This window comes from Capnocytophaga sp. CM59 (assembly GCF_000293175.1).
In the GTDB taxonomy this organism is placed as follows: domain Bacteria; phylum Bacteroidota; class Bacteroidia; order Flavobacteriales; family Flavobacteriaceae; genus Capnocytophaga; species Capnocytophaga granulosa.
Genome location: NZ_ALNN01000012.1, coordinates 46,562 through 70,026, shown reverse-complemented (window position 1 = coordinate 70,026; position 23,465 = coordinate 46,562). Strand labels below are relative to the sequence as shown.

Annotated in this window: 23 protein-coding genes; 10 read left to right on the top strand and 13 right to left on the bottom strand. The window is 43.7% G+C overall.

Translation table 11 applies throughout. The features are described from left to right. The first annotated feature begins 32 nt into the window (after positions 1-32). Positions 33-1,301 carry an O-acetylhomoserine aminocarboxypropyltransferase/cysteine synthase family protein gene (locus HMPREF1154_RS03410; protein ID WP_009641107.1) on the top strand — a complete coding sequence of 423 codons (1,269 nt, stop codon included), beginning with the start codon at positions 33-35 and terminating at the stop codon, positions 1,299-1,301. Between the two features lie 284 nt (positions 1,302-1,585). Here HMPREF1154_RS03410 and HMPREF1154_RS03405 read toward each other — a convergent pair whose 3' ends face one another. From HMPREF1154_RS03405 to HMPREF1154_RS03355, 11 genes are all read right to left on the bottom strand, one after another. Continuing rightward, positions 1,586-3,769 carry a S9 family peptidase gene (locus tag HMPREF1154_RS03405; protein WP_034566839.1) on the bottom strand — a complete coding sequence of 728 codons (2,184 nt, stop codon included), beginning with the start codon at positions 3,767-3,769 and terminating at the stop codon, positions 1,586-1,588. A gap of 115 nt (positions 3,770-3,884) precedes the next feature. Next, entirely contained in the window at positions 3,885-4,148 is a 264-nt protein-coding gene (gene rpmA / locus HMPREF1154_RS03400) for a 50S ribosomal protein L27 (RefSeq protein ID WP_009641095.1), read from the bottom strand. 43 nt (positions 4,149-4,191) lie between these two features. Next, positions 4,192-4,803, bottom strand: coding sequence for a 50S ribosomal protein L21 (rplU, locus tag HMPREF1154_RS03395; RefSeq protein WP_009641097.1), 612 nt, complete (start codon positions 4,801-4,803; stop codon positions 4,192-4,194). Positions 4,804-4,958: 155 nt separating this feature from the next. Continuing rightward, entirely contained in the window at positions 4,959-5,219 is a 261-nt protein-coding gene (locus HMPREF1154_RS03390; RefSeq protein WP_009641155.1) for a hypothetical protein, read from the bottom strand. A 78-nt stretch (positions 5,220-5,297) separates the two neighbouring features. Beyond that, positions 5,298-6,257 carry a ribonucleotide-diphosphate reductase subunit beta gene (locus HMPREF1154_RS03385; RefSeq protein WP_009641106.1) on the bottom strand — a complete coding sequence of 320 codons (960 nt, stop codon included), beginning with the start codon at positions 6,255-6,257 and terminating at the stop codon, positions 5,298-5,300. A gap of 47 nt (positions 6,258-6,304) precedes the next feature. After that, positions 6,305-6,886, bottom strand: a complete 582-nt coding sequence (locus HMPREF1154_RS03380) for a 50S ribosomal protein L7/L14 (protein ID WP_009641101.1) — start codon at positions 6,884-6,886, stop codon at positions 6,305-6,307. 214 nt (positions 6,887-7,100) lie between these two features. Next, complete coding sequence (locus HMPREF1154_RS03375; RefSeq protein ID WP_009641131.1) at positions 7,101-7,505, bottom strand: hypothetical protein; 405 nt, start codon at positions 7,503-7,505, stop codon at positions 7,101-7,103. Positions 7,506-7,678: 173 nt separating this feature from the next. Continuing rightward, positions 7,679-8,764, bottom strand: a complete 1,086-nt coding sequence (dnaX, locus tag HMPREF1154_RS03370) for a DNA polymerase III subunit gamma/tau (protein ID WP_009641133.1) — start codon at positions 8,762-8,764, stop codon at positions 7,679-7,681. A 24-nt stretch (positions 8,765-8,788) separates the two neighbouring features. Then, positions 8,789-9,295, bottom strand: a complete 507-nt coding sequence (locus HMPREF1154_RS03365) for a hypothetical protein (RefSeq protein WP_009641114.1) — start codon at positions 9,293-9,295, stop codon at positions 8,789-8,791. Positions 9,296-9,377: 82 nt separating this feature from the next. Further along, positions 9,378-11,270, bottom strand: a complete 1,893-nt coding sequence (locus HMPREF1154_RS03360) for an ABC-F family ATP-binding cassette domain-containing protein (RefSeq protein ID WP_009641152.1) — start codon at positions 11,268-11,270, stop codon at positions 9,378-9,380. Positions 11,271-11,363: 93 nt separating this feature from the next. Then, positions 11,364-11,957 (bottom strand): nitroreductase family protein, encoded by a 594-nt coding sequence (locus HMPREF1154_RS03355; protein ID WP_009641122.1) that lies wholly within the window; start codon positions 11,955-11,957, stop codon positions 11,364-11,366. A gap of 202 nt (positions 11,958-12,159) precedes the next feature. On the opposite strand from HMPREF1154_RS03355, the gene HMPREF1154_RS03350 reads away from it, so the two are divergent. The 9 genes from HMPREF1154_RS03350 (at position 12,160) to HMPREF1154_RS03310 (ending at position 21,406) form a co-directional block, all read left to right on the top strand. Beyond that, on the top strand, positions 12,160-13,503 hold the full coding sequence (locus HMPREF1154_RS03350; protein ID WP_009641129.1) for a DUF5723 family protein: 1,344 nt from the start codon (positions 12,160-12,162) through the stop codon (positions 13,501-13,503). A 136-nt stretch (positions 13,504-13,639) separates the two neighbouring features. Further along, positions 13,640-14,374, top strand: a complete 735-nt coding sequence (gene ubiE, locus HMPREF1154_RS03345) for a bifunctional demethylmenaquinone methyltransferase/2-methoxy-6-polyprenyl-1,4-benzoquinol methylase UbiE (RefSeq protein ID WP_009641147.1) — start codon at positions 13,640-13,642, stop codon at positions 14,372-14,374. A gap of 6 nt (positions 14,375-14,380) precedes the next feature. Further along, positions 14,381-15,073 (top strand): type IX secretion/gliding motility protein PorT/SprT, encoded by a 693-nt coding sequence (locus HMPREF1154_RS03340; protein ID WP_034566836.1) that lies wholly within the window; start codon positions 14,381-14,383, stop codon positions 15,071-15,073. A gap of 9 nt (positions 15,074-15,082) precedes the next feature. Further along, positions 15,083-17,044 carry a protein-disulfide reductase DsbD family protein gene (locus HMPREF1154_RS03335; RefSeq protein WP_009641159.1) on the top strand — a complete coding sequence of 654 codons (1,962 nt, stop codon included), beginning with the start codon at positions 15,083-15,085 and terminating at the stop codon, positions 17,042-17,044. Between the two features lie 106 nt (positions 17,045-17,150). Then, a complete protein-coding gene (gene dld / locus HMPREF1154_RS03330) occupies positions 17,151-18,842 on the top strand; it encodes a D-lactate dehydrogenase (protein ID WP_009641158.1) in 1,692 nt (563 codons plus the stop codon). A gap of 78 nt (positions 18,843-18,920) precedes the next feature. Further along, complete coding sequence (locus tag HMPREF1154_RS03325; protein ID WP_232211961.1) at positions 18,921-20,009, top strand: hypothetical protein; 1,089 nt, start codon at positions 18,921-18,923, stop codon at positions 20,007-20,009. A 21-nt stretch (positions 20,010-20,030) separates the two neighbouring features. Further along, the gene (locus HMPREF1154_RS03320; RefSeq protein ID WP_009641100.1) at positions 20,031-20,495 is read left to right on the top strand and encodes a hypothetical protein; all 465 of its coding nucleotides are present in this window, start codon (positions 20,031-20,033) and stop codon (positions 20,493-20,495) included. An 18-nt stretch (positions 20,496-20,513) separates the two neighbouring features. After that, positions 20,514-20,927 carry a hypothetical protein gene (locus HMPREF1154_RS03315; protein ID WP_034566833.1) on the top strand — a complete coding sequence of 138 codons (414 nt, stop codon included), beginning with the start codon at positions 20,514-20,516 and terminating at the stop codon, positions 20,925-20,927. Between the two features lie 110 nt (positions 20,928-21,037). Further along, positions 21,038-21,406, top strand: coding sequence for a glycine cleavage system protein H (locus HMPREF1154_RS03310; protein ID WP_009641165.1), 369 nt, complete (start codon positions 21,038-21,040; stop codon positions 21,404-21,406). 74 nt (positions 21,407-21,480) lie between these two features. Here the strand turns inward: HMPREF1154_RS03310 and HMPREF1154_RS03305 are convergent, their stop codons facing one another. Then, complete coding sequence (locus HMPREF1154_RS03305) at positions 21,481-22,245, bottom strand: ABC transporter ATP-binding protein (protein ID WP_009641128.1); 765 nt, start codon at positions 22,243-22,245, stop codon at positions 21,481-21,483. 1 nt (position 22,246) lies between these two features. Beyond that, positions 22,247-22,984, bottom strand: a complete 738-nt coding sequence (locus tag HMPREF1154_RS03300; RefSeq protein ID WP_009641102.1) for an MlaE family ABC transporter permease — start codon at positions 22,982-22,984, stop codon at positions 22,247-22,249. Between the last annotated feature and the right edge of the window lie 481 nt (positions 22,985-23,465).

Below are 23,465 nucleotides of genomic sequence, written 5' to 3'. Positions count from 1 at the left end.
TTAATCATTGTAATAGAACAAAATATAAAAGTATGACGACTTTCAAACAATCAACCAATGCGCTACATGCGGGCTATGATGCGCAAGCCAACCAAGGCGCTCAGGCAGTGCCTATCTATCAGACAACATCTTATGTATTTAAGAATGCGGATGATGCAGCAGGAAGGTTTAATCTTTCGGTTCCTGGATACATCTATACGAGACTAAACAACCCTACCAATGATGTATTGGAACAACGCTTAGCGGCTATAGAGGGAGGGGTAGGAGCTGTGGTAACCTCCTCAGGAGCGGCTGCACTTACGACAACTTTCCTTACGCTCTTGCGTACGGGGGATCATATCGTATCGTCCAACAGCCTCTATGGAGGTACTTATAACTTGCTCAATGTAACCTTGCCACGCCTTGGGATTACCACAACCTTTGTAGATCCTAAGGAGGTAGCCAACTTTGACAAGGCTGTGAAAGAAAACACCCGTGCTATTTTTATAGAGACATTGGGTAATCCTAAGTTGGATGTGCTAGATATAGAGGCGATTGCCAAAGTGGCTCATAAGCACAAAATTCCTTTGATTGTAGATAATACAGTGGCTACCCCTGTGCTGCTGAATCCTATCAAACATGGGGCTAATATAGTGGTACATTCGCTTACCAAATATATAGGAGGTAATGGTACCAGCCTTGCAGGAGCGATTATAGACGGAGGAAACTTTGACTGGAGTAGTGGTAAGTTCCCTGAATTTACCGAGCCTTCTGCGGGGTATCATGGGTTGGTGCTACACGAGGCCTTGGGTAACCTGGCTTTTGTGGCAAAGCTACGTATAGAGGGCTTGCGCGATTTGGGAACCGCTCTGAGTCCATTCAATGCTTTCCAGATTTTGCAAAGCCTTGAAACCCTTCCTATCCGTGTGAAGAAACACAGCGAGAATGCGTTGGCTCTTGCCAAGTGGCTTAAAGCGCAGCCTGAAGTGGCTTGGGTGAATTACCCAGGGTTAGAAGATAGCCCCTATAAGACTTTGGCAGACAAATACCTACAAGGAGGACAGAGTGGTCTGGTTACCTTTGGTCTCAAAGGAGGCTTTGAGGCGGCCAAAAAGACGGTTGATAATGTAAAAATATTCTCTCTGTTGGCTAACTTGGGTGATACTAAATCGCTTATCATTCACCCTGCTAGTACAACCCATCAACAGCTTAGCGAAGAGGCACAAGTACTCACAGGGGTAACCCCAGACCTTATCCGACTTTCAGTAGGCTTGGAGGATATAGAGGACTTGCAACATGATCTTAAACAAGCATTTAAGTGAAAAGTGAAAAGCGAAGAGTGAAAAACGCTGTTCACTCTTCACTTTTCATTAAATAAGGGGTGCTCCTATGGAGGCACCCCTTATTCGTGTTAAATTATGAAGAAAATTGATTTTCAAAGTTTTGTGATGTAAGAGCTACAAGCTCTATGAATGTGGGCACGAGCTGCAAGCTCGCGCCAGCATGAGGCGATGTATGAGCTATAAACTCTATGGGTAGGCATGAGCTGCAAGCTCGCGCCAGCATGAGTATTGTAAGATGCAATAAAGAGCATCTCTAATAAGGGCTACAGACTTGCACCAGCTGTAGTGTCAGCGTTTTCTTGAGTGGGTTGCTCTTCTGTGTTCTCAGGTTGCTCTACATTGTTTTTGAGAATGAAATCTACGATGATTTTGGTCAAGTGGATAGATTCATTGCCAAGGACGTTATGTTCCTGATTAGGGTATAGGAAGGAGTGAATCACTTTGCCTTCGTTAATAGCCGCTTGTGAAATGGTGAGCATGTGCTGAGGTACCACAATTGGGTCTATATAGCCATGGATATAGAGGATATTGCCTTTTAGGTTCTTAATATAGTTGGTGACAAGGTTATCCTTGTAGCCTTCAGGGTTTTCCTCAGGGGTATCCATATAGCGTTCGCCATACATAACCTCATAGAATTTCCAGTCAATCACTGCGCCTCCTGCTATTGCGGTAGTGAAGGTGCCAGGGTGGCGGTACATAAGGGAAGAGGCGAGGAAGCCTCCGAAGCTCCAGCCATAGACTACCATACGCTTGCTATCTACGTAAGGGAGAGACTTGAGGTATTCTACACCCTTCATTTGGTCTTTCATGGCATATTTGGCTAAGTCGCGGTGTATCACACTTTCGAAGGCGAAGCCGCGATTCTCGGAGCCACGGTTGTCTAGCGTAAAGATAAGGTACTGCTCATTCTGAGCCATGGCGAGCATCCAAGGGTAGGTAGCACCATTCCATTGGTTGATTACCAATTGGTCATGAGGGCCTCCATACACATACACCAATACAGGGTATTTCTTTTTGGGGTCAAAGTCGCGTGGTTTTACGATTTTTCCATAGAGCGGAGTGCCGTTGTCGGCCTTGAGAGTCACAAACTCTACGGTACCTACATCGTAATTTTCCAAGGGGTTAGGTGCTTGGTAGAAAGTTTTGGAAGCCCCTGAGGCTACCTCTACCATGGAGACATTGTAAGGGGTTTTTAGAGCACTGTGGATGTCTAAGAGGTAACGGCCATTGCTGCTAAGGAGTGCAGAGTGCGAGCCAGCCTTAGGGGTAAGGCTTCTCACGGTACCTTTTCGGATATTGACACTATAGATATGTCGGTCACGAGGGTCTTCGCCTGTTCCTTGGATAAAGACATTTTCTCCATTTTCGTCAAAGCCTAAAACCTCCTGTACGACCCACTTGAAGGCAGTGAGTTGGCGGAACTTAGTGGAGCTAGTATTGCCCACATAAAGGTTCATAAAGCCATCTTTTTCGCTTAGCCAAACAAACTCATTGTTGCGGTTAGGGATAAAAAGGGCAGGGGTTTCTGGTTCTACCCACTTGGGGTTGCTTTCCTTCCAAAGGGTTTGTATCTTTTCTCCTGTTTCTCGGCTATAAGTATTGAGGTCGTAGTGGTCTTGGCTACGCTTTACTTCGGCTAAGAGGATTTGTTTTTCGTCGGGCGTCCAAGCCAAATTGGTCAAGTAGTGGGCGTCTTGGTTATCTACCTTGAGGTAAAAGGTGGTTTTGAGTCTTAGGTCAAAAACCCCGATTTTAGCGATTTCGTTTTTGGATCCCGCCATAGGGTATTTGATATTCTTCAGTGTAGCGGGAGTAGTGTTGATATCTACCAAGGGATAGTCCTGCACTTGGCTCACGTCCTTGACATAGAAAGCGATGTAATTGCCCTTGGGAGACCAGAAGATTCCCCCCTGAATACCGAACTCATTGCGGTGGATAAATTGGCCAGAGATGATATTTTCGTCTTTGGAAACAGCGATAGGGAAGCGAGGGTCGCTCTCGGTAGCCAAGAACAAGTTATTGTCCATGGTATAGGCGACGGCTTTCTGCTGGTGGTTATAGACCCTATTTTCTGCTTTTTCAGGAATAGTGATAGAGAAGATAGGTCGCTCGATCAGATAGTCATAGATGTAGAAGTGATTGGAGGTTTCCACTACTACCTGATTGCCGTCAATATAAGTGATGTTGGGGAAGCCCTCAATCTTATACGTATCGGATAGTTTTTGTAGGTTAATCGCCCCCACTTGGGCGCCTTTGGTGTCAAAGATCGCTAGGTTGCCGTCCTTGAAATAAGTGTAAGTGTCGGTGCCTTGTATCCATTGTAGGTAGTACAGGCGCTTAGTCCATAAGGCTCCGTCGTAGGTAGCCTTATCGGTTGCGATGGTTTGCTTTTGGGCGAGCGCAACAAAAGACAAGCACAAGGCGAGTAAAAGTGTTATTCGTCTCATTTTTTTTGATTTGGAGCACAAATATACGTTTTTTTAAGCGAAAAAAAAAGCAATAAGGTTTAAACTTATTGCTTTCTTTCAAGGGCAAAGGCAATTTGCCCCCTACATATATTCCTTATGCTTCTGCGAGTGGTTCAATAGAAACAAAGGATTTGTTGTTCTTTTTCTTTTGGAATCTAACGATTCCGCTTACAGCAGCATGGAGTGTATGGTCTTTTCCCATATATACATTTTCTCCAGCGGCATGTACTGTACCTCTTTGGCGAACGATGATGTTACCAGCTACAGCGAGCTGACCTCCATAGATCTTTACGCCAAGTCGTTTAGAGTGAGATTCTCTACCGTTCTTAGAACTACCGACACCTTTCTTGTGAGCCATGTTATCTGAATTATTAATGCTTGATCGTCAAGCGGTTATACAATTATTTTACGATACCTCCGTTGAGTTCGTCTTGCCATTTTTTGAGTTCGTCCCATTTTCCTTCAGCAGCGAGCTTAGCTTGTTGCGCCCAAGTCTGTGGGTCAAGGTGAGCTAAGGTTTTGCTAGCTTCTACTAGGATGGTGCGAATCTCTTCTACGGATTTCTTAGACAATTTCTCAAAAGTATTTACTCCTGCTTTAGAGAGTGCTTCAGCAGCTTTAGGGCCAATGCCTTCTACTTTAGTGAGGTCGTCTTTAGATTTTTTAGGTTTGCTTTCTTTAGCAGGCGCTTTCTTTCCGCCAGTGGCAAGGATTTCGCTAATCTGGATTTCAGTAAAGAATTGACGGTGTCCATTTTTTACTTTGTACCCTTTGCGTCTTTTCTTTTTGAAAACGATTACTTTGTCACCCTTTACGTGGCGTAATACTTTGGCTTGCACAGAAGCTCCGTCTATGGTTGGGGCGCCGATGGTAATTGCACCATTTTGGTCTAAAAGAAGAACTTTGTCGAAGATTACTTCGCTTCCTTCAGCGTCGTCTAAGCGGTGAACAAATACTTTCTGGTCTTTGCTAACTTTGAATTGTTGCCCTGCCATCTCTACAATTGCATACATATTCGTTTGCTTTTTAATTAAACAATAATTGGGTGCAAAAGTAATACTTTTTTTGGAAAGGGCAAAATTTTTTCGGAGAAAAAATTAAGTGAAAAATGAAGAGTGAAAAGTGAAAAGTGTTGGTTAGGGTGGAGTTTTTCACTATTCACTTTTCGTTATTCATTTTTCCAAAGGAAACGGCGCTCGGCGGTGGTTTCACCTACCTTTACCTTATTAATATGAGTGAAGGTTACAAAAGGGTCAGCCTCGACAAACTGGAGTGCTTTCTTGATACAATAGTCTATCTTGTAGGCAACGGCTATACATACACGATGGTTGCCGACTAAGCCCATAGCCATATAGATGTATTCGCCAAGGGTGAAATAATCGGTGTCAATGAGCTGAATTTCTTGGGTGATTTCTTTACTGTAATTCATATATTAAGTGATTAGAGAATAGTGAAAAATGAAAAGTGATTATTCACTCTTCATTTTTCACTATTCGCTTTTTATTTTTTAGAATAGGTCGTTAGCGGTGATGCTCTTGTCGTGCTTGGTGTAAGCGGTGGGTCGCTTGGCGAAGAAGTCATCGAGTTCGTTGACGAATACTTCTTCCTCAAACCACAACATAGGGGCGGCCTCCTGAGCGGTGATACCGAAAGGCTTGCCGAGATCCAATTGGGTCAAGGCATCATCAAGGCGGTAACGCATATAGTTGGCCAAATCTTTCTTGGTGAAGAAAGAGAGTTCGCCTTCTTCAAAAATCCAGTCCAACATCTTGTCTTCCAATAGGATATAGTCGCGAATAAACTGGGTAGCTTCTTCCTTGGCTTTGGCACGGAAGTCAGGATTTTCCTCGAATATGGTTTTGAGGATGTAGATACCCGCATTGGCATGTACCTGCTCGTCAATAGACGTCCAAGCGATGATATTGGCCACATTCTTCATATACCCTTTGAAACGAGTGAAGGAGAGAATGGTAGCAAACTGGCTAAATAGAGAAGCGTTCTCTATAATTAAGGTAAAGAAAAGGATACGCTCCATGGCGTTTTCCCTATTTTTGGCCAGATATTCCTTGAGAATTGCATTTCTTTCCTTGAAGATAGGCACTTCCAAGAGTGTTTCGAACTCATTGTTGTAGCCTAAAACCTCCAAAAGGCGTGAATAAGCCTCGGAGTGGCGGAACTCACATTCGGCAAAGGTAGCGCCTAAGCCGTTGAACTCAGGTTTGGGGAAGATGTCATAGAGGTCTCCCCAAAAAGTTTTTACTGCAACTTCCACTTGAGCAATCCCCAAGAGGGCGCGCTTGACGGCTTCTTTTTCTACCAAACTGAGGTTGGACTTAAAGTCCTGTATGTCAGCGGTAAATTCTACTTCGGAGTGCACCCAGAATGTTTGGTGCATCATATCCACGAATTTCATTACTTCTGGATACTCAAAGGGTTTGTAATTTTCCCTTTTGTCAAATATTCCCATGTTTTTTAATGATTAATGACCAATGACTAGTGACCAATGATCAATGATTAGTGATTGATAAATAAATATATCATATAGACTATAGCAGCAGCGATAAAGAGATAGAAATACCATTTGAGAAAGTCAAGGGGACTTTTTTTGATAAACAGCGTATCTTTCTTATCGCTGGTGGCTTGTTCTTTTCTGTTGGTGGTTTGTGCGTTTTTCTTAGGGGTGTAACCTGCTTTGGCTTCCATCTCCAAGACGGCCTTACGGAAAGCCTCACGTACCTTTTTGACCTCTTCGGGGGCATTTTCCCAAACGCAGGTATATTGGTTTCTGACGCGCTCCCACATAGGGTGACCTGGGGTAACCTCTTCCCTGTGATTGCCTTTTTGGTAAAAGAAATGTACATTGGAGCCGTCGGGGTCAGAGGAGGCACTGATGCTCTCATAAGTGTCGCTATAGCGGGTTTTGGCCTGAGCGACAGCGGCTTCAAGGTCGGTTAGCTTGCCTAAGAAAAAGTCATCAATGATGTCCTTGGCTTCTTTGAGACCTATATGAGTGGTGTCCTTCAGGAGCTTTACTGCGGCGAGCTTGTTGCCCTCATGGACGAGGGAGTGGATTTGGTCAATATCGGTTTGTGTCATAGTGAAAAATTATGTGCAAAGTTAGGGTATTTGATAAGGTTTTCCAAGAGAAAAAAGAGACAAGGTGCTAAAGGCTTATAAACAAAAGAGTTATTTTTTCAACAGAGAATTGTTGATAAGTAGTCAGTAGTTGTAGGGGCACGAGCTGCAAGCTCTCGCCAACGGAGGAATAGTGAAGAATGCTTTTCACTCTTCACTATTCGTTATTCGCTCTTTAGAATTGTAGTCCTAATTCTTGGACGAAGGTCTCGAGGAAAGGGTTTTGCTCCTTGAGGGCGTTGTACTTCTCTTCGAGGGTGTAGGGAGTGGCAGCGACAGCGGCGGCTCGGTTGAGGGTGATCTCCATGGTGATATGGTGGTTCTTGAGCTGCTTGTGAATATAGGTGAGCAGGCGCTGCTGGTGAGAGCGGATGTCTATATCGGCTATGTTGCTGCTGACTTCTATGTGAATGATGTCCTTATCAATAGCAGGAGTGGTCTTGCCTAAATAGCTAATGAGTAGGTGTTCGCCCCGCTTGTCCAAGATGGTGAGCATGTTCTGCCATACACGATCGAAATCCTCCTTGGTGTAGTTCTCGGCAGGGAGGTCTTGGGAGGATAGGTTGTGGTCATCGCGCACCTTGGCAGCTTCGCGCTTGAGCTGGATACTCTTAAGGGAAGTGGCCGAAACACTATGGGCAGGCGGAGTGGTTACAGGGGTGGGTGTGACTGTGGTAGTGCTAACTTGTTGAGGTTGAGTGGCTTCTGTCTTGTTTTCCTTAGGGGTGTCCTTGTGGAAAACAGAGGCAGGGATTATATATCCATCATTTTTTTTTTATCCCCTTCAAAGGTCAATGAGGCTAATTGCATAAGGGCGAGCTCAACCAAGAGGCGCGGGGTGCGACTTGTCTTATACTTAAGGTCGCAGTCGGAGGCAATCTCCAAGGCGCGTACCAAGAAAGGAAAATCGCACTTGGCCGTTTGCTCGGCGTACTTCTTTTGGGTTTCCTCACCCACTTCCATAAGGGCGATGGTCTTGTTGTTCTTACAAACCATCAGGTCGCGGAAGTGTCCTGCTAGGCCAGATATAAAGTGTTGTCCGTCAAAGCCATGTGCAAGAATGCTGTTGAACTCCACTAAGAGTTGTGGGATATTGTTGGCGACAATCAGGTCGGTAATTTTGAAATAAGTATCGTAGTCCAAGACGTTGAGAATCTCGGATACGGCTTGTCGGGTAATGGTATCTCCGCAGAAGCTCACCACGCGGTCAAAGATAGAGAGGGCGTCGCGCATGGCGCCGTCGGCTTTTTGGGCGATGATTTGTAGGGCTTCGTCCTCAGCCTTGAGGCCTTGTTCGCCAGCGATATACTTGAGGTACTCGCGGGCATCACTAATGGTGATGCGCTTAAAGTCAAAGATCTGACAGCGAGAAAGAATGGTAGGAATCACCTTATGTTTCTCGGTGGTGGCCAAGATAAAAATGGCATGAGCGGGTGGTTCCTCCAGCGTCTTGAGGAAGGCGTTGAAGGCCGCATTGGAGAGCATGTGCACCTCGTCAATGATATATACCTTATACTTACCTACTTGGGGAGGGATACGCACTTGCTCGATGAGGGAGCGGATGCCCTCCACACTGTTGTTAGAAGCCGCGTCCAGCTCAAAGATATTGAAGGCAAAGTCATTATCCCCTTCGGTAGGGGTAGTTTTCTCATTGATTTTCTTGGCTAGAATACGGGCGCAAGTGGTCTTACCTACCCCACGAGGGCCAGTAAAGAGTAAGGCCTGTGCGAGGTGGTCATTGGCAATGGCATTCTCCAGGGTATCGGTGATAGCCTTTTGTCCCACAACATCACGGAAGGTCTGTGGGCGGTATTTGCGGGCGGAAACGATGAAATTCAATTGTTAATGATTAATGGTTAATGATTAATTGTCAATGACAAGGTATTTTCCTTCTCCTAATTCAGCATATTGTTTGTATTCCCATTTCTTTCCATTGAGCAAGACCTCTTCCACAAGAGAGGTTGCACAGCAGCAGGGGGGATCTACATATTTTCCTTTTATAGTAATGGTATATTGCTTGGAGGGTGTCTGTAAGGTGTAAATATCCTCGGCCTCTCCTTCTGTTTTATTACTGGTAAAGATAATAAAGGAGAGTAAATCATACTTTTTCTCAGGATAGCTATAGTACTGGATGTAATCCTTTTTAAATACTTCTGTTTTTCCTTCGCTTGTCTTCTGGATTTGTACTTGCTCGAAGAAATCAGCCCCCACTTTTTCCTTATCTATGTAGAAGAGGAAGAAGGTAGGACCATTGCAACAAGCATATCCATCAGGACAGAGCTCTGATTTGTTATTGCCCTTGTTGCAGGCAAAAAACAATACTGATATGAGCAGCAGCAAAGCGGTACGATGATAGAATTCTTTTTTCATAATAATTTTGAGGTTATTAGATGGGTTAGATGTGTTGGACGAGTCAGGGCAATGATTATGGTTGGATTAATCATTATTGGCATTAATCACTAATCATTAATGAAATTTTCTCCCATTCCTCCATAAGGGCATCTAGCTGTTTTTTTTTCTGGCCGTACTGCTCCATAAGGGCGGGGGAGGGGTTGGCTTGTATTTGTTTGTCCATCTGGGCGATCTCGTTTTCAAGGTCAGCAATTTGTCGCTCTACTTTGCTGAGCTGATTGGTGAGCTTTTTACGCTCTTTTTGTTCTTCGTAGGAAAGGGTCTTTTCCTTTTCTACTACTACCTCTTTTTTGACCTCTTCACCTTTTTCTATCTCTCGGAAGGAGGAGACGGCTCTTTGTTCCAAATAGAAATCAATATCGCCGAGATACTCCTTGATGGTATGGTTCTTGAACTCATAGACCTTGTCAGTAAGGCCAGTGAGGAAGTCACGGTCGTGGGATACGATGATGAGTGTTCCTTCGAAGCGCTGGAGTGCCTGCTTGAGGACGTTCTTGGAGGCAATGTCCAGGTGGTTGGTAGGCTCGTCCATCACCAGTACATTAAAGGAGGAGAGGAGCATTTTGGCCAAAGCCAAGCGATTGCGTTCGCCCCCTGAGAGTACTTTTACTTTCTTTTCTACCTCATCGCCACGGAAGAGGAAAGCACCGAGTATATCACGTACTTTGATACGGTTGGAGTCATTGGCTGCATTGAGCATGGTATCCAAGAGGGTGAGTTCGCCGTCCAAGTAATGGGCTTGGTTTTGAGCGAAGTAGCCTATTTCTACATTGTGCCCCAAGCGGATAGAACCCTCATAGGGAATCTCTCCTATAATCATCTTGGCCAAGGTTGTTTTCCCCTGTCCGTTTTGTCCGACGAAAGCTATCTTGGAGCCACGTTCTACCAGTAGACTTACGTCCTTGAGTATCAGCTTGTCATCATAACTCTTGCTGACATGGTCAATCTCCAAAACCACTTTGCCAGGTTGTTGAGAGAGGGGGAAGCGAACGGACATAACCGCTGTTTCCTGCTCATCGACCTCAATGCGCTCAATACGGTCTAATTTCTTTATCAAAGACTGTGCCATAGAGGCTTTGGAAGCCTTGGCACGAAACTTATCGATGAGTTTCTCCGTTTGCTGGATCATCTTCTCCTGATTCTTTTGAGCGGCGAGCTGCTGGGTAATCATTTCCTTACGTAGCTCCAAGAAAGCCGAATACGGCTTGGGATAGTCGTAGATACGACCGGCGACAATCTCAATGGTACGGTTGGTGACATTGTCCAAGAACATTTTGTCATGCGAGATAATCACCACGGCGCCAGGGAAGGACTTGAGGAAGCCCTCGAACCAGATGATAGATTCAATATCGAGGTGGTTGGTCGGCTCGTCCAAAAGAAGAATGTCATTCTTTTCCAAGAGGAGCTTGGCCAGCTCTATACGCATACGCCAGCCCCCTGAGAAGCTATCAGTCAGGCGAGAAAAGTCCTCGCGCGTAAAGCCCAGTCCAGAGAGGATGCGCTCGGTGTCACCTTTATAAGCATAGCCTCCATGGATTTCGTACTCATGGGTCACATCGTGCAAGCGGATAAGTAGGTCATTGTAGCTCTCACTTTCGTAATCGGTGCGAGTTGCTATCTCATGGTGGATACTATCCAATTCCTCTTCAAGGCGCATAAGCGTAGTGAAGGCCTGATAAGCCTCCTCAAGCACTGTACGGCCTGCAACAAAGTCGATATCTTGTTTTAGGTAACCAATCTTTGCGTTTCGCTCTAGGGCAATAGTGCCCGTATCGGGAGGTAATTCCCCGGAGAGCATCTTGAGCAAAGTGGATTTTCCAGCGCCATTTTTGCCAATAATCCCCACGCGATCGCCGCCGACGAGCATAAAAGCCACGTCGGAAAAGAGTGTTTCCCCTTGGAAAGAAATGGATAAGCCACTAACATTCAGCATAGTTGTATGATGTATAAGAGAGGGGGCAAAAATACAAAAAATAAGTGAATAGTGAAAAGTGAATAGAGAAAAACTCTATTCACTCTTCACTTTTCATTCTTCACTTTTCACTACATCTGTTTTTCTCTTTTTAGCAGTGCGGTCGGGTTGGTTAGCGTCATCGGGGTCGCGGTAGCCAATAGCCACAGCAAAGAGGGTGCGATAGCCGTCCTTAGGGAGGTGCTTGTCGTACTCGGCAGGAAGGATCCCCTCCATAGGAGTAGAGTCGATTCCTATAGTGGCACAAGCGGCGAGGAAGTAGCCCAAGGCCACATATACTTGGTGTCCCATCCAAGCCTCCACATGAGCATCGCCTTGGCTTTTGATATACTGCTTATAGAAAGCAAAGCCGCCTTCTGAGATATAAGAGGGTGCTTCTTGTTCGAAACGGGCAACACTATCTAACACTCTAAAGATAACAATATGGCTGGCGAGTTTCACACGCTCCTGATTTATCAAGGAAAGAGGCGCAAAAACCTCATTCTTACGCTCATCACCCACGAAAACAAACTGCCAAGGTTGGCTGTTGATAGAGGAGGGTGATAGGCGGAGGATTTCCTTGAGCTGGTTAAGAGTATCTTCAGGGATACGCTTCCCGTTATACATCTTAGTGGTATAGCGGTTTTGTGCAATGGATAAAAAATTCATAGGATAATTTTTTTGTCGCAAAAGTAAAAATTTTAATTGTTAATTATCAATGGTTAATTGTTAATTGTTTGAATTAATCACTTATAGTCTGATGACTGATTGGTACTTATTAAAAATTATTAAAAGTTAAATAATGACTAATTATAGATAATTAAATATTATTTTTGTACTTTTGTCCCTTGAAAAAAATGGATAAATTGTTATGAAAAAAATTCTTCTATCTTTGTTGGGCTTGATAGCCTATGAGGGTATAGCGCAACAGTCCTTTGCAGGGCTTAGAACGAGTACCTATGGGGGAGCACTCTCCACTATTTCTAACCCAGCGCATGCGCTATGGGCGCGCCCTTGGGACGTGAACCTCTTGGCTGTAGATGCCAACTTAGGCAACAATGAGATGGGCTTTTCTTTTGACTTGGAAAACTCTTTCAAGAAATTTACGGATAACCTTGCCAACTCAAAAGCAATTGATGCAGGGGTGAAAGTGGATGTGTTAGGACCATCCTTTATTGTGCGTGTCAATAAAAGGAATGCGGTAGGGCTTGTATCTCGCCTGCGTGTTATGGCTGGCACCACTGGTATTGATGCCAATGTACTACAGGCAGTCATGGATGCTAAGAATATGGATCTTTCCAGTAACTTGGGAAGTTATAAGCAATTAAGAGGTGTTTCCGATATGAATGTATTGGCCAATGCCTTTAGAGAAATAGGGGCAGTATGGAGCTATACTCTCATGAACGATGGTTACAACATTATCCGCTTGGGCGCAGGAGTGAAACTCGTACAAGGTACAGGTAGCTTCTATATGGGCTTCAAGGGGGCGAATGCAAATAGCTTTTCATTGGGTAAAGATGCCAAAGGCGATCCTATACTTCACGTAAACAATGCTAAGGCTGAAGTGAGAAGTGGCGGCTTGGATGTGCTTGGCTCACCTGACATCTTTGCTACTTCTGCTTCCACCGTAGCAGCTGACTTAGGGGTAATCTACGAATATAGTGAAGATGGCTGCCCTAACTGTGACGGACATATTCCTTACCGCTTTAAAGTAGGAGTTGCTTTGCTTGATTTAGGAAAGCTTAGCTATACAACTAACAACAAGTCCTATCGTTATGACATCGTAAATCAAGATATCAACCTTAACGATGTTCAAAAGTCTTTGGATGCAGTTCCACGACCTGAAAAACTTGGAGGTAAAACATTCTCCTCTTCTTTGCCTACTACCCTGAATATCAATGTAGATTACCGTTTTGTAGATGGCTTCTATGTTAACCTTTCTAGCCAACTCAATATGGTGTCAAAGAACGAGTATAATGCGCGTTATTCTAATGACTTTGTACTTACCCCACGCTATGAGACACACTGGGGTGGTGGTGTATTCGGAGCATTCTTGCCTATTAGCTATAACGAAGTATCAGGTTTCAATACAGGGGTAGCACTTCATGTAGGCCCACTAATCTTTGGTTCTCGCAGTGTCTTTGGTAACCTCATAGGCTCTTCTAAAGAACTCAACGCTTTTGTAGGCCTCCGCTTCGGAAATATCTATCAATAGTGACGAGTGACAAGTGACTAACGACTAGTGACAAGTGACTAATGATAAGTGACGAATCATTTTTGAATGATATTTGTCACTAGTCATTAGTCACTTGTCATTATTTATTTGTATCTTTGCACCTCAAATAGAACGCATGCAAGCAGAGATAGTAACCCCTGATAAGCATTCGAATAAGGGGAAGAAAGAACAAGTACAAGAGATGTTTGACACCATCTCTCCCTCCTACGATGGGCTGAATCGTGTGATGACCCTGCGGATGGACATCACTTGGCGCAGGCGTGTCAGAGAAAAAGTGGCAGAGGTGAAGGCTGGCACAATTCTTGATGTGGCTACAGGAACGGGCGATTTGGCTATAGAACTCTCCAAGATCGCAAACGCACATATCATAGGAGTGGATATATCCCAAGGTATGCTCTCGGTAGGGGAGCAGAAGGTCAAGGCACTGGGACTATCGGAGCGTATCACCATGCAGCTGGCCGATAGCGAGCATCTACCCTTTGCCGATGGCAGTTTTGATGCGGTAACAGTATCCTTTGGAGTGCGCAATTTTGAGAATCTGCAAAAGGGACTTTCCGAGCTTAGGCGTGTGTTGCGCCCAGGGGGCAGATTGGTCATTCTGGAAACCTCGGTACCTACCCGCTTTCCCTATAAGCAGGGGTATAAGTTCTATACCAAGTTTGTCGTACCCCTAATGGGCAAGCTACTGGCCAAGAACCAGAATGCTTATGCCTACTTGTCGGAATCAGCGGCAAAGTTTCCTTTTGGGAAGCAGTTGGCCAATATATTAGAGAGCGAAATAGGCTTCTCACGAGTTAAGTTCTATCCGCAATTCTTAGGAGTAGCTACCATATATGTAGCTGATAAGTAAGAGATTATGAAGAGAATACTACTATTTATATTATTATTACCTTCTCTGATGGCAGCCCAGCCGATTATACACTTGGAAGATTTTGATTATCAGAAATTCCAATGGGGCTACTATTTTGGGCTGAACACCATGGATTTCCGTATGGACTATGAGAAGTTTGACTACAATGACGCGAGTAAAACAGACATACAGACCCAAAAATCTTACGGGTTCAATGTAGGGCTGACGGGAGATTTGCGCTTGGTGGATCACCTTAGTGCGCGTTTTGAACCAGGGCTGATCTATAACAAACGTCAGCTGGACTTTCCAGGGTTTGTACAAGAGCGTTCGCGCTATAGGGAGGTAGCCTCCACTTATATCTATATCCCTGTGCTGCTCAAGTATGGTTCTAAGCGTTGGGATAACTTCAAGCCTTATGTAACAGCAGGGGCTTCTATGACGCTGAACCTGAGTGCCAATAACAAATCCAGAGAGGACAATGTAGAAGGGAAGTTCAGGGTAAACCCCACTATATTCTTTTACGAACTCGGTTTTGGGATAGACCTCTATACGCCCCATTTTCGCTTTACTCCCTCCATACGCGGGCTGTTCTCTATCAATAACGAGCTCATACATGATAATGATCCCAATAGCCCTTGGACAGGTAACCTAAGAAGTATCTACACCAGAGCGGTGATGATCAACTTAACGTTTGAATAAACTCAAGATATGAACAAAAAAATACTTACATTCTTTATAGCACTATGGGCAGTGGCTTTTGCTGGTGCGCAAATCAACTTTCAGCCGTCCTTCGGTGGAGGGCAGCAGGATGAGAATCCAGTGGTATGGACATTCTCTCAAGAGAGGCTCTCCGAGGGGGAATACCTGCTGACCTTCAAGGGGAAAATAGCCCCTAAGTGGCATGTCTATTCGCAAAACAACCCTAAGGGAGGTGCTCTTCCGATGGTTATCACCTATACAACAGAAGGGATAGAGCTGGTAGGCGCTTCTGAGGAAGAAGGACTACACAAGGCCTTCAATGATGTCTTTGGGGTAGATGAACTCTTTTTTGAGAAAGAGATAAAGATCACCCAAAAGGTAAAACTCACTGATCCCAATGTAAAACATATCAAAGGAAATATCTTCTGCCAGGCATGTATAGATGTGTGTATCAACCTCAAGGAAGATTTCGTTTTCTCCCTTGACGGTTCTGTAGCCCAAGTGGAACAAAAGCAGGTAGATGCCCGCAGTGAGGATATGGCCAAGAGCCTAGAGATCCCCCTTAAGAACAAAGAACTCATAGGCAAGCCAGAACAAGAATCCAGCTGGATGGTCTTTGTTTTAGGCTTTTTGGGAGGCTTCATCGCGCTGCTTACCCCTTGTGTATTCCCGATGATTCCGCTTACGGTGTCTTTCTTTACCAAGCAAAGCAAAACGCGTAAGAAAGGTATCTTTAATGCGATCTTGTACGGCTTCTTTATATTGCTCATCTATGTTCTTTTGAGCATACCTTTCCACTTCTTAGACAATATAGACCCTGAGATACTCAATACCATTTCTACCAATGTGTGGCTCAATGTGGGTTTCTTTGTGATTTTCGTTATTTTTGCCTTTTCATTCTTTGGCTTTTACGAAATCACCTTACCTGCCTCATGGGGAAATAAGATGGACAATGCCTCCAATGTGGGGGGAATCATAGGCATCTTCTTTATGGCGTTGACCTTGGCCATCGTATCGTTCTCCTGTACAGGGCCTATCTTGGGTTCGCTCTTGGCAGGTTCACTCTCTTCGGGAGGAGCTATGCAGCTTACCTTAGGTATGGCAGGTTTTGGACTCTCATTGGCCTTGCCTTTTGTACTCTTTGCCCTTTTCCCTTCTTGGCTCAACTCTTTGCCAAAGTCAGGAGGGTGGATGACCACAGCCAAGGTATTTTTGGGCTTCTTGGAGCTGGCCTTTGCACTTAAGTTCCTTTCCAATGCCGATTTGGTACAACACTGGGGACTGCTCAAGCGTGAGGTATTCGTAGGGCTATGGCTCTTGCTTTTTGCCTTGCTTACCCTATATCTGTTCGGGTTTATTCGCTTTCCACACGATGAGCCACGCAAGCCACTCAAGCAATATTCCAAAGGGCGCTTGCTTATAGGGGTACTTTCAGCTGCTTTTTCTGTATATCTGCTCTTAGGACTTTTCGGTAAGAATAGTCTAAGACTACTTAGCGGATTCCCGCCCCCAGAGTCCTATGCGTTTTTCCATAAGGAGCAAAAGAGTGAGCAAGTAGTTTTCAAAGACTATTACGAGGGTATGGCCTATGCCAAGGCACATAATATGCCTGTGATGCTGGACTTTACAGGTTGGGCATGTGTGAATTGCCGCAAAATGGAAGAGCATGTATGGACAGACCCTGAGGTGAAAAAGCTCATGCAACAATATGTCCTTATCTCCCTCTATGTAGATGACAAAGAGGAGCTACCCAAGGATAAACAATTTGATTTCAAACACCGCAATGGCCGTGTAGAATACATTAAGACCATAGGGGATAAGTGGGCGACCTTCCAAGAGGTGAATTTCTCTTCGGCCTCCCAGCCTTATTATGTGCTACTCTCCCCTGATACCGAGCTGCTCTCTACCCCTGTACAATATGTGGATGTGGAAACTTATAAAGAGTGGCTTAAAAAAGGAGTGAAAAAGTGAAAAGTGAAGAGTGAAAAACGCTTATTGGCTCAAAACTTAAAACTTAAAACTAAAAACTAAAAACTCAAAACTCAAAACTTAAAACTCAAAACTTAAAACTGATCCCGTGAATACACAAAATTTATTAGAAAAACTGCGCCAGATAGTAGGTGCGAAATATGTAATGACTGACCCAGGGCAGACCGAACGCTATCGTACAGGTTACCGCTTTGGGACAGGGAATGCCTTGGCTGTAGTACGCCCTGCTACCCTTTGGGAGCAATGGCAGGTCTTGGAGGCCTGCACAGAGGCCGATGTGATAGTGATCTCCCAAGCTGCCAATACAGGAATCACAGGGGGTTCCAACCCCTTTGGGAATGACTACGACCGCGATGTGGTGATTATCAACACCATGCGCAATGACAATATCCAGCTAATCCTCGATGGAACACAGGCGGTTTGCCTACCTGGTTCTACCCTGAACCACTTGGAGGAAGAACTCAAGCCTTACGGACGTGAACCACACTCAGTGATTGGCTCCTCTTGTATCGGTGCCTCTGTGATTGGAGGGGTGTGTAACAACTCAGGCGGTTCGCTCGTACAGCGTGGCCCTGCCTATACCGAGATGGCACTCTATGCACAGCGCAATGCCGAGGGTAAGTTGGAACTAGTCAATCACTTAGGGATAGACTTAGGTACTACCCCACAGGAGATACTCACCAACCTACAGGAAGGCAAGTACCAGAAGAAAGATATACAACGGACTGAGAAAAAGGGACATGACCATGACTACTGTAACCATGTACGCCAGATAGATGCCGATACCCCTGCCCGCTTCAATGCTGACCCTGCCCGCTTATATGAGGCTTCAGGAAGTGCAGGACGCCTCGCCGTCTTTGCCGTACGTGTGGATACCTTTCCAGCAGAGAAACAGACAGCTGTATTCTACATAGGTACCAATGACACCAAAGTACTCACTGAACTACGCCGACACATGCTCGGCTCCTTCGAGCAGATTCCTATCTCAGGCGAATATATCCATCGTACTGCCTTTGATATTGCGGCTAAGTATGGTAAGGATACTTTCTGGTATATCAAGCATGTAGGTACAGAATACCTACCAAAGCTCTTTGCTTTGAAGGCTTGGGCTGATCGTGTGGCTAAGAAGATTCCTTTTATGCCTCACCACTTTAGCGAAAAGTTCCTCCAAGGTACCTCCAAACTCATGCCCCAACACCTACCCCAAATCATGTGGGATTACCGCAACCAATATGAGCATCACCTCATTCTCAAGATGGGCGGCAAGGGAGTAGAAGAAGCCCGCGAATACCTCAAAGAATATTTTGCCGACAAGAGCAAAGGGGCTTATTTCGAATGTGATCCAAAACTTGCCCAAGCGGCTATGCTCCTGCGCTTTGCAGTGGCTTCAGCAGCGATTCGTTACCGCTCGGTACATGAGAAGGAAGTAGAGGATATCGTAGCCTTGGACATTGCCCTTAAGCGCAACGAAGAAGACTGGTTCGAACAGCTTCCCCCAGAGATAGACAACAAAATCCTCCATAAGCTCTATTACGGACACTTTATGTGCCATGTATTTCACCAAGATTATGTGATTAAGAAGGGCTATAACTGTGAGGAGATAGAGGAAGAGATGCTCAAGATACTTGACAAGCGTGGTGCAGAATACCCAGCCGAACACAATGTTGGGCACCTATACCACGCCAAGGATTCTCTTAAGAATTTCTATAAAGAGCTTGACCCAACCAATAGTTTTAACTCAGGTATTGGGAAGACCTCAAAGAAGAAAGACTGGAAATAAGAAAGTGAAAAGTGAATAATGAATAGAGAAAAGTGTCTTACTATTTGTTATTCACTTTTCGTTATTAACTAACCACTAATGAGGAACTCAAAACTCAAAATTCTAAACTTAAAACTCCTATTGTGTCTGTTGCTGGTGAGTTGTACTTCCATGCCGCTTTGTTATCGGCTATTAGAGCATGGTAATTTTAGTGCTTTGAGTATGCCTCAGGAGCAGGAGGGCTATCAGATAAAGGAGGAAGAACTGCAGATACAGCCTTTTGATAAGCAAGAGGAGGACTATCCTTATAACCAATATGCAGAGCTTTCGGCTCGCTATAAAGTGCAGGCGGAGCAGGCTGGGCGTGCGGTATTCTTCTTTATGGCTTCCGATAGTGCGCAACAGAAGGTACGGATAAGGGTCAATGGGGGGCAAGTAACTCCCACGCCCTTAGACCCAGCCAAGGCCTATTCTTTCCTTTTAAGAGAGGGGAGTAGCATGGATTCTTCTCATGTGTATTATAGTGTCAAGTTTGCCGAGCACTATACCGTCCCTATCAGAGAGCTGAACGATGTGGTGTATTTTCAGGCAAACCTTAAAAAGGGAGAGAATAGTATAGAAACCCAGTATGAGGCAGCATTGGACAGAAGTGGCAGAGGGTTTTTGAATGATTTTTCCTTACACTATCATATACCTGAACCTAAAGAGGCTAACAATTATCCCCGTATAACAGTAACCATGAAGCGTGCCAATGGGCTACAGCTTATTCATACCTCTATGAAGAAATGCTTAGACAAGGGAGAAGATACCTATCTTTGGCAGGCTACTCGTAAGGATAAGGAGCAAGGGTTTTATTGGTATTTTAATAAGCGGCTTACTCCCACTGAGCAATTTCTGTTAGATATAGGGCCTATAGGGTTAGGACTTGTTCTTATCTGTATAGTGATCGTTGTACATCTGTATTACCTACGCCAACGTAACTATACCTTTTGGGATGTAGTGGGGATACCTTTCCTATTTTGTGTGTTATGTAATTGGATGGAGCGCTTTATAAGAGACTTTATAGGCGATCACCCTCCTTGTGCAGGGCAGGATAATATATGGTTGTTCCTTTTTCTGCCACTAATGTGCGTGGTGTATTTGCCTATATTAGAGATAGCAAAGAAAATAAGCCGTCGTGTGAAGTAACAAACACTTTGTTATATAAATATGAAAAACATAGCCTATAGAGTAGTGAGATGCTTTCTTTATAGTATCTTGTTTGTCGTCATTAGCAAGTTTATTTTCTCTATTCCTATTTTCTATCTTTTGACCATAGAGAATTTTCGAGAAAAGATACCCTGTGAAAGCATAGATGTGATTTCATGTGTTGTATTCTTTGTCTTGCTGTTATTATTAGAGCAAAAAAAGAGAGATAGTTATGGGTTTTACGCCTTGTTCTATGCTTGTTTTCACCTTTTGTCGGTTGTGATTTTTGTCATCTATAAGTATATGAAGCTATCCTTAACAATAGCAGGGGAGGAGGAGACAAACCATATTTGGAATGATTTTCTTTCTTATAGGGAGGAGATTATCCAGCTGTTTCTCAGCAGGGGCTTAGATGCGGGTATCATCTCTGTTTATATAGTCTCGTCTTTTTTTATACTAAAGAGGTATGTGAGTAATAAGCTATAATTTTTGGAACAAACAATTATGAAAAACAATAGATCTTACCTAAAAAAGTACCTCACCTATAGCCTCCAATTTTTGTTGGCTTTTGAGCTGATGATGTTTTGTTCCTCTTTGGCGATGACCCAAAGGCAGGAAGCTATGGTACGATTTGTAGAATACCAATTTACTTTTGTGTTCTTAGGGGCTATATTTTTCCTGCTGCTACTGCTCTTTAGGGCGATAAAGAAAGACACTTATGCTTTTTACTTTCTATTCTATGGCTGTTTTATCTTTTTAGCCACTATAAGCGATATGGGGTATCATTATTATCAGAAGGAGCAGCCCCATTATGAGCTAAAGACCATGCTGTCTGTCGGGCTTACGCGCTCCAGTTACTTTTGTATGATTATTGTGGCATCCTATACGATGCTGAAAAAATATATAAACAACAAATGAAGTGAAAAGTGAAGAGTGAAAAATGAAGAGAGATCCTATTATTCGCTATTCACTATTCATTATTCGCTATTCACTATTCATTATTCACTTTTAATTAATCACTAATAATTATGGAAGATTATCGTTTTACGCCAGAGCACTTATGGGTGCGAAAAGAAGGAGAGGTGTATTATGCAGGTATTACTGATTTTGCACAGCAGCAACTCAGTGATATTGTATATGTAGAGGTAGAAACTGAAGGACAGACCCTCGAAAAAGACCAAATCTTTGGTACTATAGAGGCTGTCAAAACCCTATCAGACCTCTATATGCCTATCTCTGGGGAGATTGTAGCCTTTAACAAGGAACTTATCCGTAAGCCTGAACAAATCAATAAAGCACCTTATGAGGCTTGGATTCTTCAGATAAAACCCACTCACCCTGAGCAGTGGGACGAACTGATGAGCGAGGAAGCCTATAAATTAATGACTAATGACTAATGACAAGTGACTAATGACTAATGACAAGTGGCTAGTGACTAATGACCTATGGATTAGTTACTTGTCACTAGTCACTAGTCACTATCTAAGTACATCTTCCTTACTTTTTTAAACAACTCGGAGGAGTATACGAAGTCGGTAACGGCTTTATTATCTGTTTTGAAGATAGTATCTTTACTACCTTCCCACTCTTTGTAGCCATTTTTGAGAAAGATAATTTGTTCGCCTATCTCCATTACAGAGTTCATATCATGGGTGTTGATAATGGTGGTGATGTTGAACTCTTCGGTAACAGTGTGAATAAGGTTATCAATCACTATGGACGTTTTAGGGTCAAGACCCGAATTGGGTTCGTCACAGAAGAGATATTTGGGTTCATTGACCACTGCGCGGGCAATGGCCACACGCTTTTGCATACCCCCAGAGATCTCTGAGGGTTTCTTGTGATGGGCATCGACCAGATTGACTTTCTCTAGTACAAAATCCACCCGATCTTTCATTTCCGCAGGCGAGAGCTTGGAGAACATCTCAAGGGGGAACATCACGTTCTCCTCCACCGTCATGGAGTCAAAGAGGGCACTGCCCTGAAAGACCATACCCATTTCCTGGCGGAGCTTACGGCGTTGCTCCTTGTTCATGTCGTTATACCTGACCCCATCGTAGATGATGTGTCCGCTATCGGGCACAAATAAGCCCAAAAGGGTCTTGAGGAAGACCGTCTTTCCAGAACCACTTTGTCCGATAATCAGGTTGGTTTTTCCCTTGTGGAAAGTAGCAGAAATACCTTTGAGTACCTCTACTCCGTCAAAGGATTTTTTAATATCTTGAACTTCAATCATATTACGTAAGTAGGATTTGGGTAATGATAAAATCAATGACAATGATGGCCACACTCGTCCATACAAAAGAGACGGTGCTGGCCTTTCCTACGTCTAAAGCACCCCCCTTCATATAATACCCATGATAGGCAGGGATAGTAGCTAAGACAAAGGCAAAAATCACACTCTTGATCAGCGCATAGGTGATGTCAAAGGGGCGGAACTGAAGCCTGATACCCTCTAAGAACTCGGCCGAGGTAGCATAGTGCCCTACAGTGGCGGCGATATATCCTCCATATATCCCTAAGGCCATGGACATACAGATCGCAAAAGGATAGAGCAAAAGGGCGACTATCTTGGGGAATATCAGGTAGTTAAGCGAATTAACTCCCATGATATCTAGCGCATCAATCTGCTCGGTTACTCGCATCGTACCTATACTGGAGGTGATAAATGACCCCACTTTACCTGCTACGATGATAGAGGTAAAGGTAGGAGCAAACTCCAATATAAACGTTTGGCGTGTAGCGAAACCAATAAGGCTTTTAGGAATCAGTGGGTTGTCAATATTCAGTGCCATTTGTATAGCAATTACCGCCCCCACGAAGAGGGAGATAAAGGCAATGATTCCCAGTGAGCCGTACATAAGGTCGTCTATCTCTTTGAGAATGAGTTTTTTAGTAATAGACCACTTGGTACGTTTGCGGAATATCTCGTATAACATCAGGAAATACCTCCCGATTGCTTCTATATGTTTCATTGTAATAGTTTGAGAGGGCAAAGATACAAAAATAATGATTAATGCAATAATTATTAGTGATTAATACAATGATGATTAATGATTAATGCCAATAATGATGAATTGTTATAAAAACTTAATTTGTTAAAACGGTTAAATTATCAATTAAGAGACAGTGATATATTCTATTTATAAGATAATAATCTATGGAGGAAAAATGGCTATAATGTTCATTATAAGGCTATTAATAGATTTTTGTTGAGAATTAAAAATAAGTATTGTTTTTAGTGTTTTGATTTTGTGTTTTTAATAAAAACGGTTAATTGCGTAATATTAATTAGTTTTGTTAATAATTAACACTATGTTTTGTATAGTTTTCTGTGTAAATTGGGGATGTTTTACTTAATGAAATGTTGGCTGCAGAAATAGTCACGTAAAAATTTGCTTTTCTCAGATTTTTTTCTGAATATTTGCAAAACTAATTGCTTAAACGTATCAAGAA

What these genes read in the sequence shown, in the direction of transcription:
- HMPREF1154_RS03410 (WP_009641107.1), top strand. Translation starts at nt 33, where the DNA reads ATGACGACTTTCAAACAATCAACCAATGCGCTACATGCGGGCTATGAT.
- HMPREF1154_RS03405 (WP_034566839.1), bottom strand. Translation starts at nt 3,769, where the DNA reads ATGAGACGAATAACACTTTTACTCGCCTTGTGCTTGTCTTTTGTTGCG.
- rpmA (WP_009641095.1), bottom strand. Translation starts at nt 4,148, where the DNA reads ATGGCTCACAAGAAAGGTGTCGGTAGTTCTAAGAACGGTAGAGAATCT.
- rplU (WP_009641097.1), bottom strand. Translation starts at nt 4,803, where the DNA reads ATGTATGCAATTGTAGAGATGGCAGGGCAACAATTCAAAGTTAGCAAA.
- HMPREF1154_RS03390 (WP_009641155.1), bottom strand. Translation starts at nt 5,219, where the DNA reads ATGAATTACAGTAAAGAAATCACCCAAGAAATTCAGCTCATTGACACC.
- HMPREF1154_RS03385 (WP_009641106.1), bottom strand. Translation starts at nt 6,257, where the DNA reads ATGGGAATATTTGACAAAAGGGAAAATTACAAACCCTTTGAGTATCCA.
- HMPREF1154_RS03380 (WP_009641101.1), bottom strand. Translation starts at nt 6,886, where the DNA reads ATGACACAAACCGATATTGACCAAATCCACTCCCTCGTCCATGAGGGC.
- HMPREF1154_RS03365 (WP_009641114.1), bottom strand. Translation starts at nt 9,295, where the DNA reads ATGAAAAAAGAATTCTATCATCGTACCGCTTTGCTGCTGCTCATATCA.
- HMPREF1154_RS03360 (WP_009641152.1), bottom strand. Translation starts at nt 11,270, where the DNA reads ATGCTGAATGTTAGTGGCTTATCCATTTCTTTCCAAGGGGAAACACTC.
- HMPREF1154_RS03355 (WP_009641122.1), bottom strand. Translation starts at nt 11,957, where the DNA reads ATGAATTTTTTATCCATTGCACAAAACCGCTATACCACTAAGATGTAT.
- HMPREF1154_RS03350 (WP_009641129.1), top strand. Translation starts at nt 12,160, where the DNA reads ATGAAAAAAATTCTTCTATCTTTGTTGGGCTTGATAGCCTATGAGGGT.
- ubiE (WP_009641147.1), top strand. Translation starts at nt 13,640, where the DNA reads ATGCAAGCAGAGATAGTAACCCCTGATAAGCATTCGAATAAGGGGAAG.
- HMPREF1154_RS03340 (WP_034566836.1), top strand. Translation starts at nt 14,381, where the DNA reads ATGAAGAGAATACTACTATTTATATTATTATTACCTTCTCTGATGGCA.
- HMPREF1154_RS03335 (WP_009641159.1), top strand. Translation starts at nt 15,083, where the DNA reads ATGAACAAAAAAATACTTACATTCTTTATAGCACTATGGGCAGTGGCT.
- HMPREF1154_RS03325 (WP_232211961.1), top strand. Translation starts at nt 18,921, where the DNA reads ATGAGGAACTCAAAACTCAAAATTCTAAACTTAAAACTCCTATTGTGT.
- HMPREF1154_RS03320 (WP_009641100.1), top strand. Translation starts at nt 20,031, where the DNA reads ATGAAAAACATAGCCTATAGAGTAGTGAGATGCTTTCTTTATAGTATC.
- HMPREF1154_RS03315 (WP_034566833.1), top strand. Translation starts at nt 20,514, where the DNA reads ATGAAAAACAATAGATCTTACCTAAAAAAGTACCTCACCTATAGCCTC.
- HMPREF1154_RS03310 (WP_009641165.1), top strand. Translation starts at nt 21,038, where the DNA reads ATGGAAGATTATCGTTTTACGCCAGAGCACTTATGGGTGCGAAAAGAA.
- HMPREF1154_RS03305 (WP_009641128.1), bottom strand. Translation starts at nt 22,245, where the DNA reads ATGATTGAAGTTCAAGATATTAAAAAATCCTTTGACGGAGTAGAGGTA.
- HMPREF1154_RS03300 (WP_009641102.1), bottom strand. Translation starts at nt 22,984, where the DNA reads ATGAAACATATAGAAGCAATCGGGAGGTATTTCCTGATGTTATACGAG.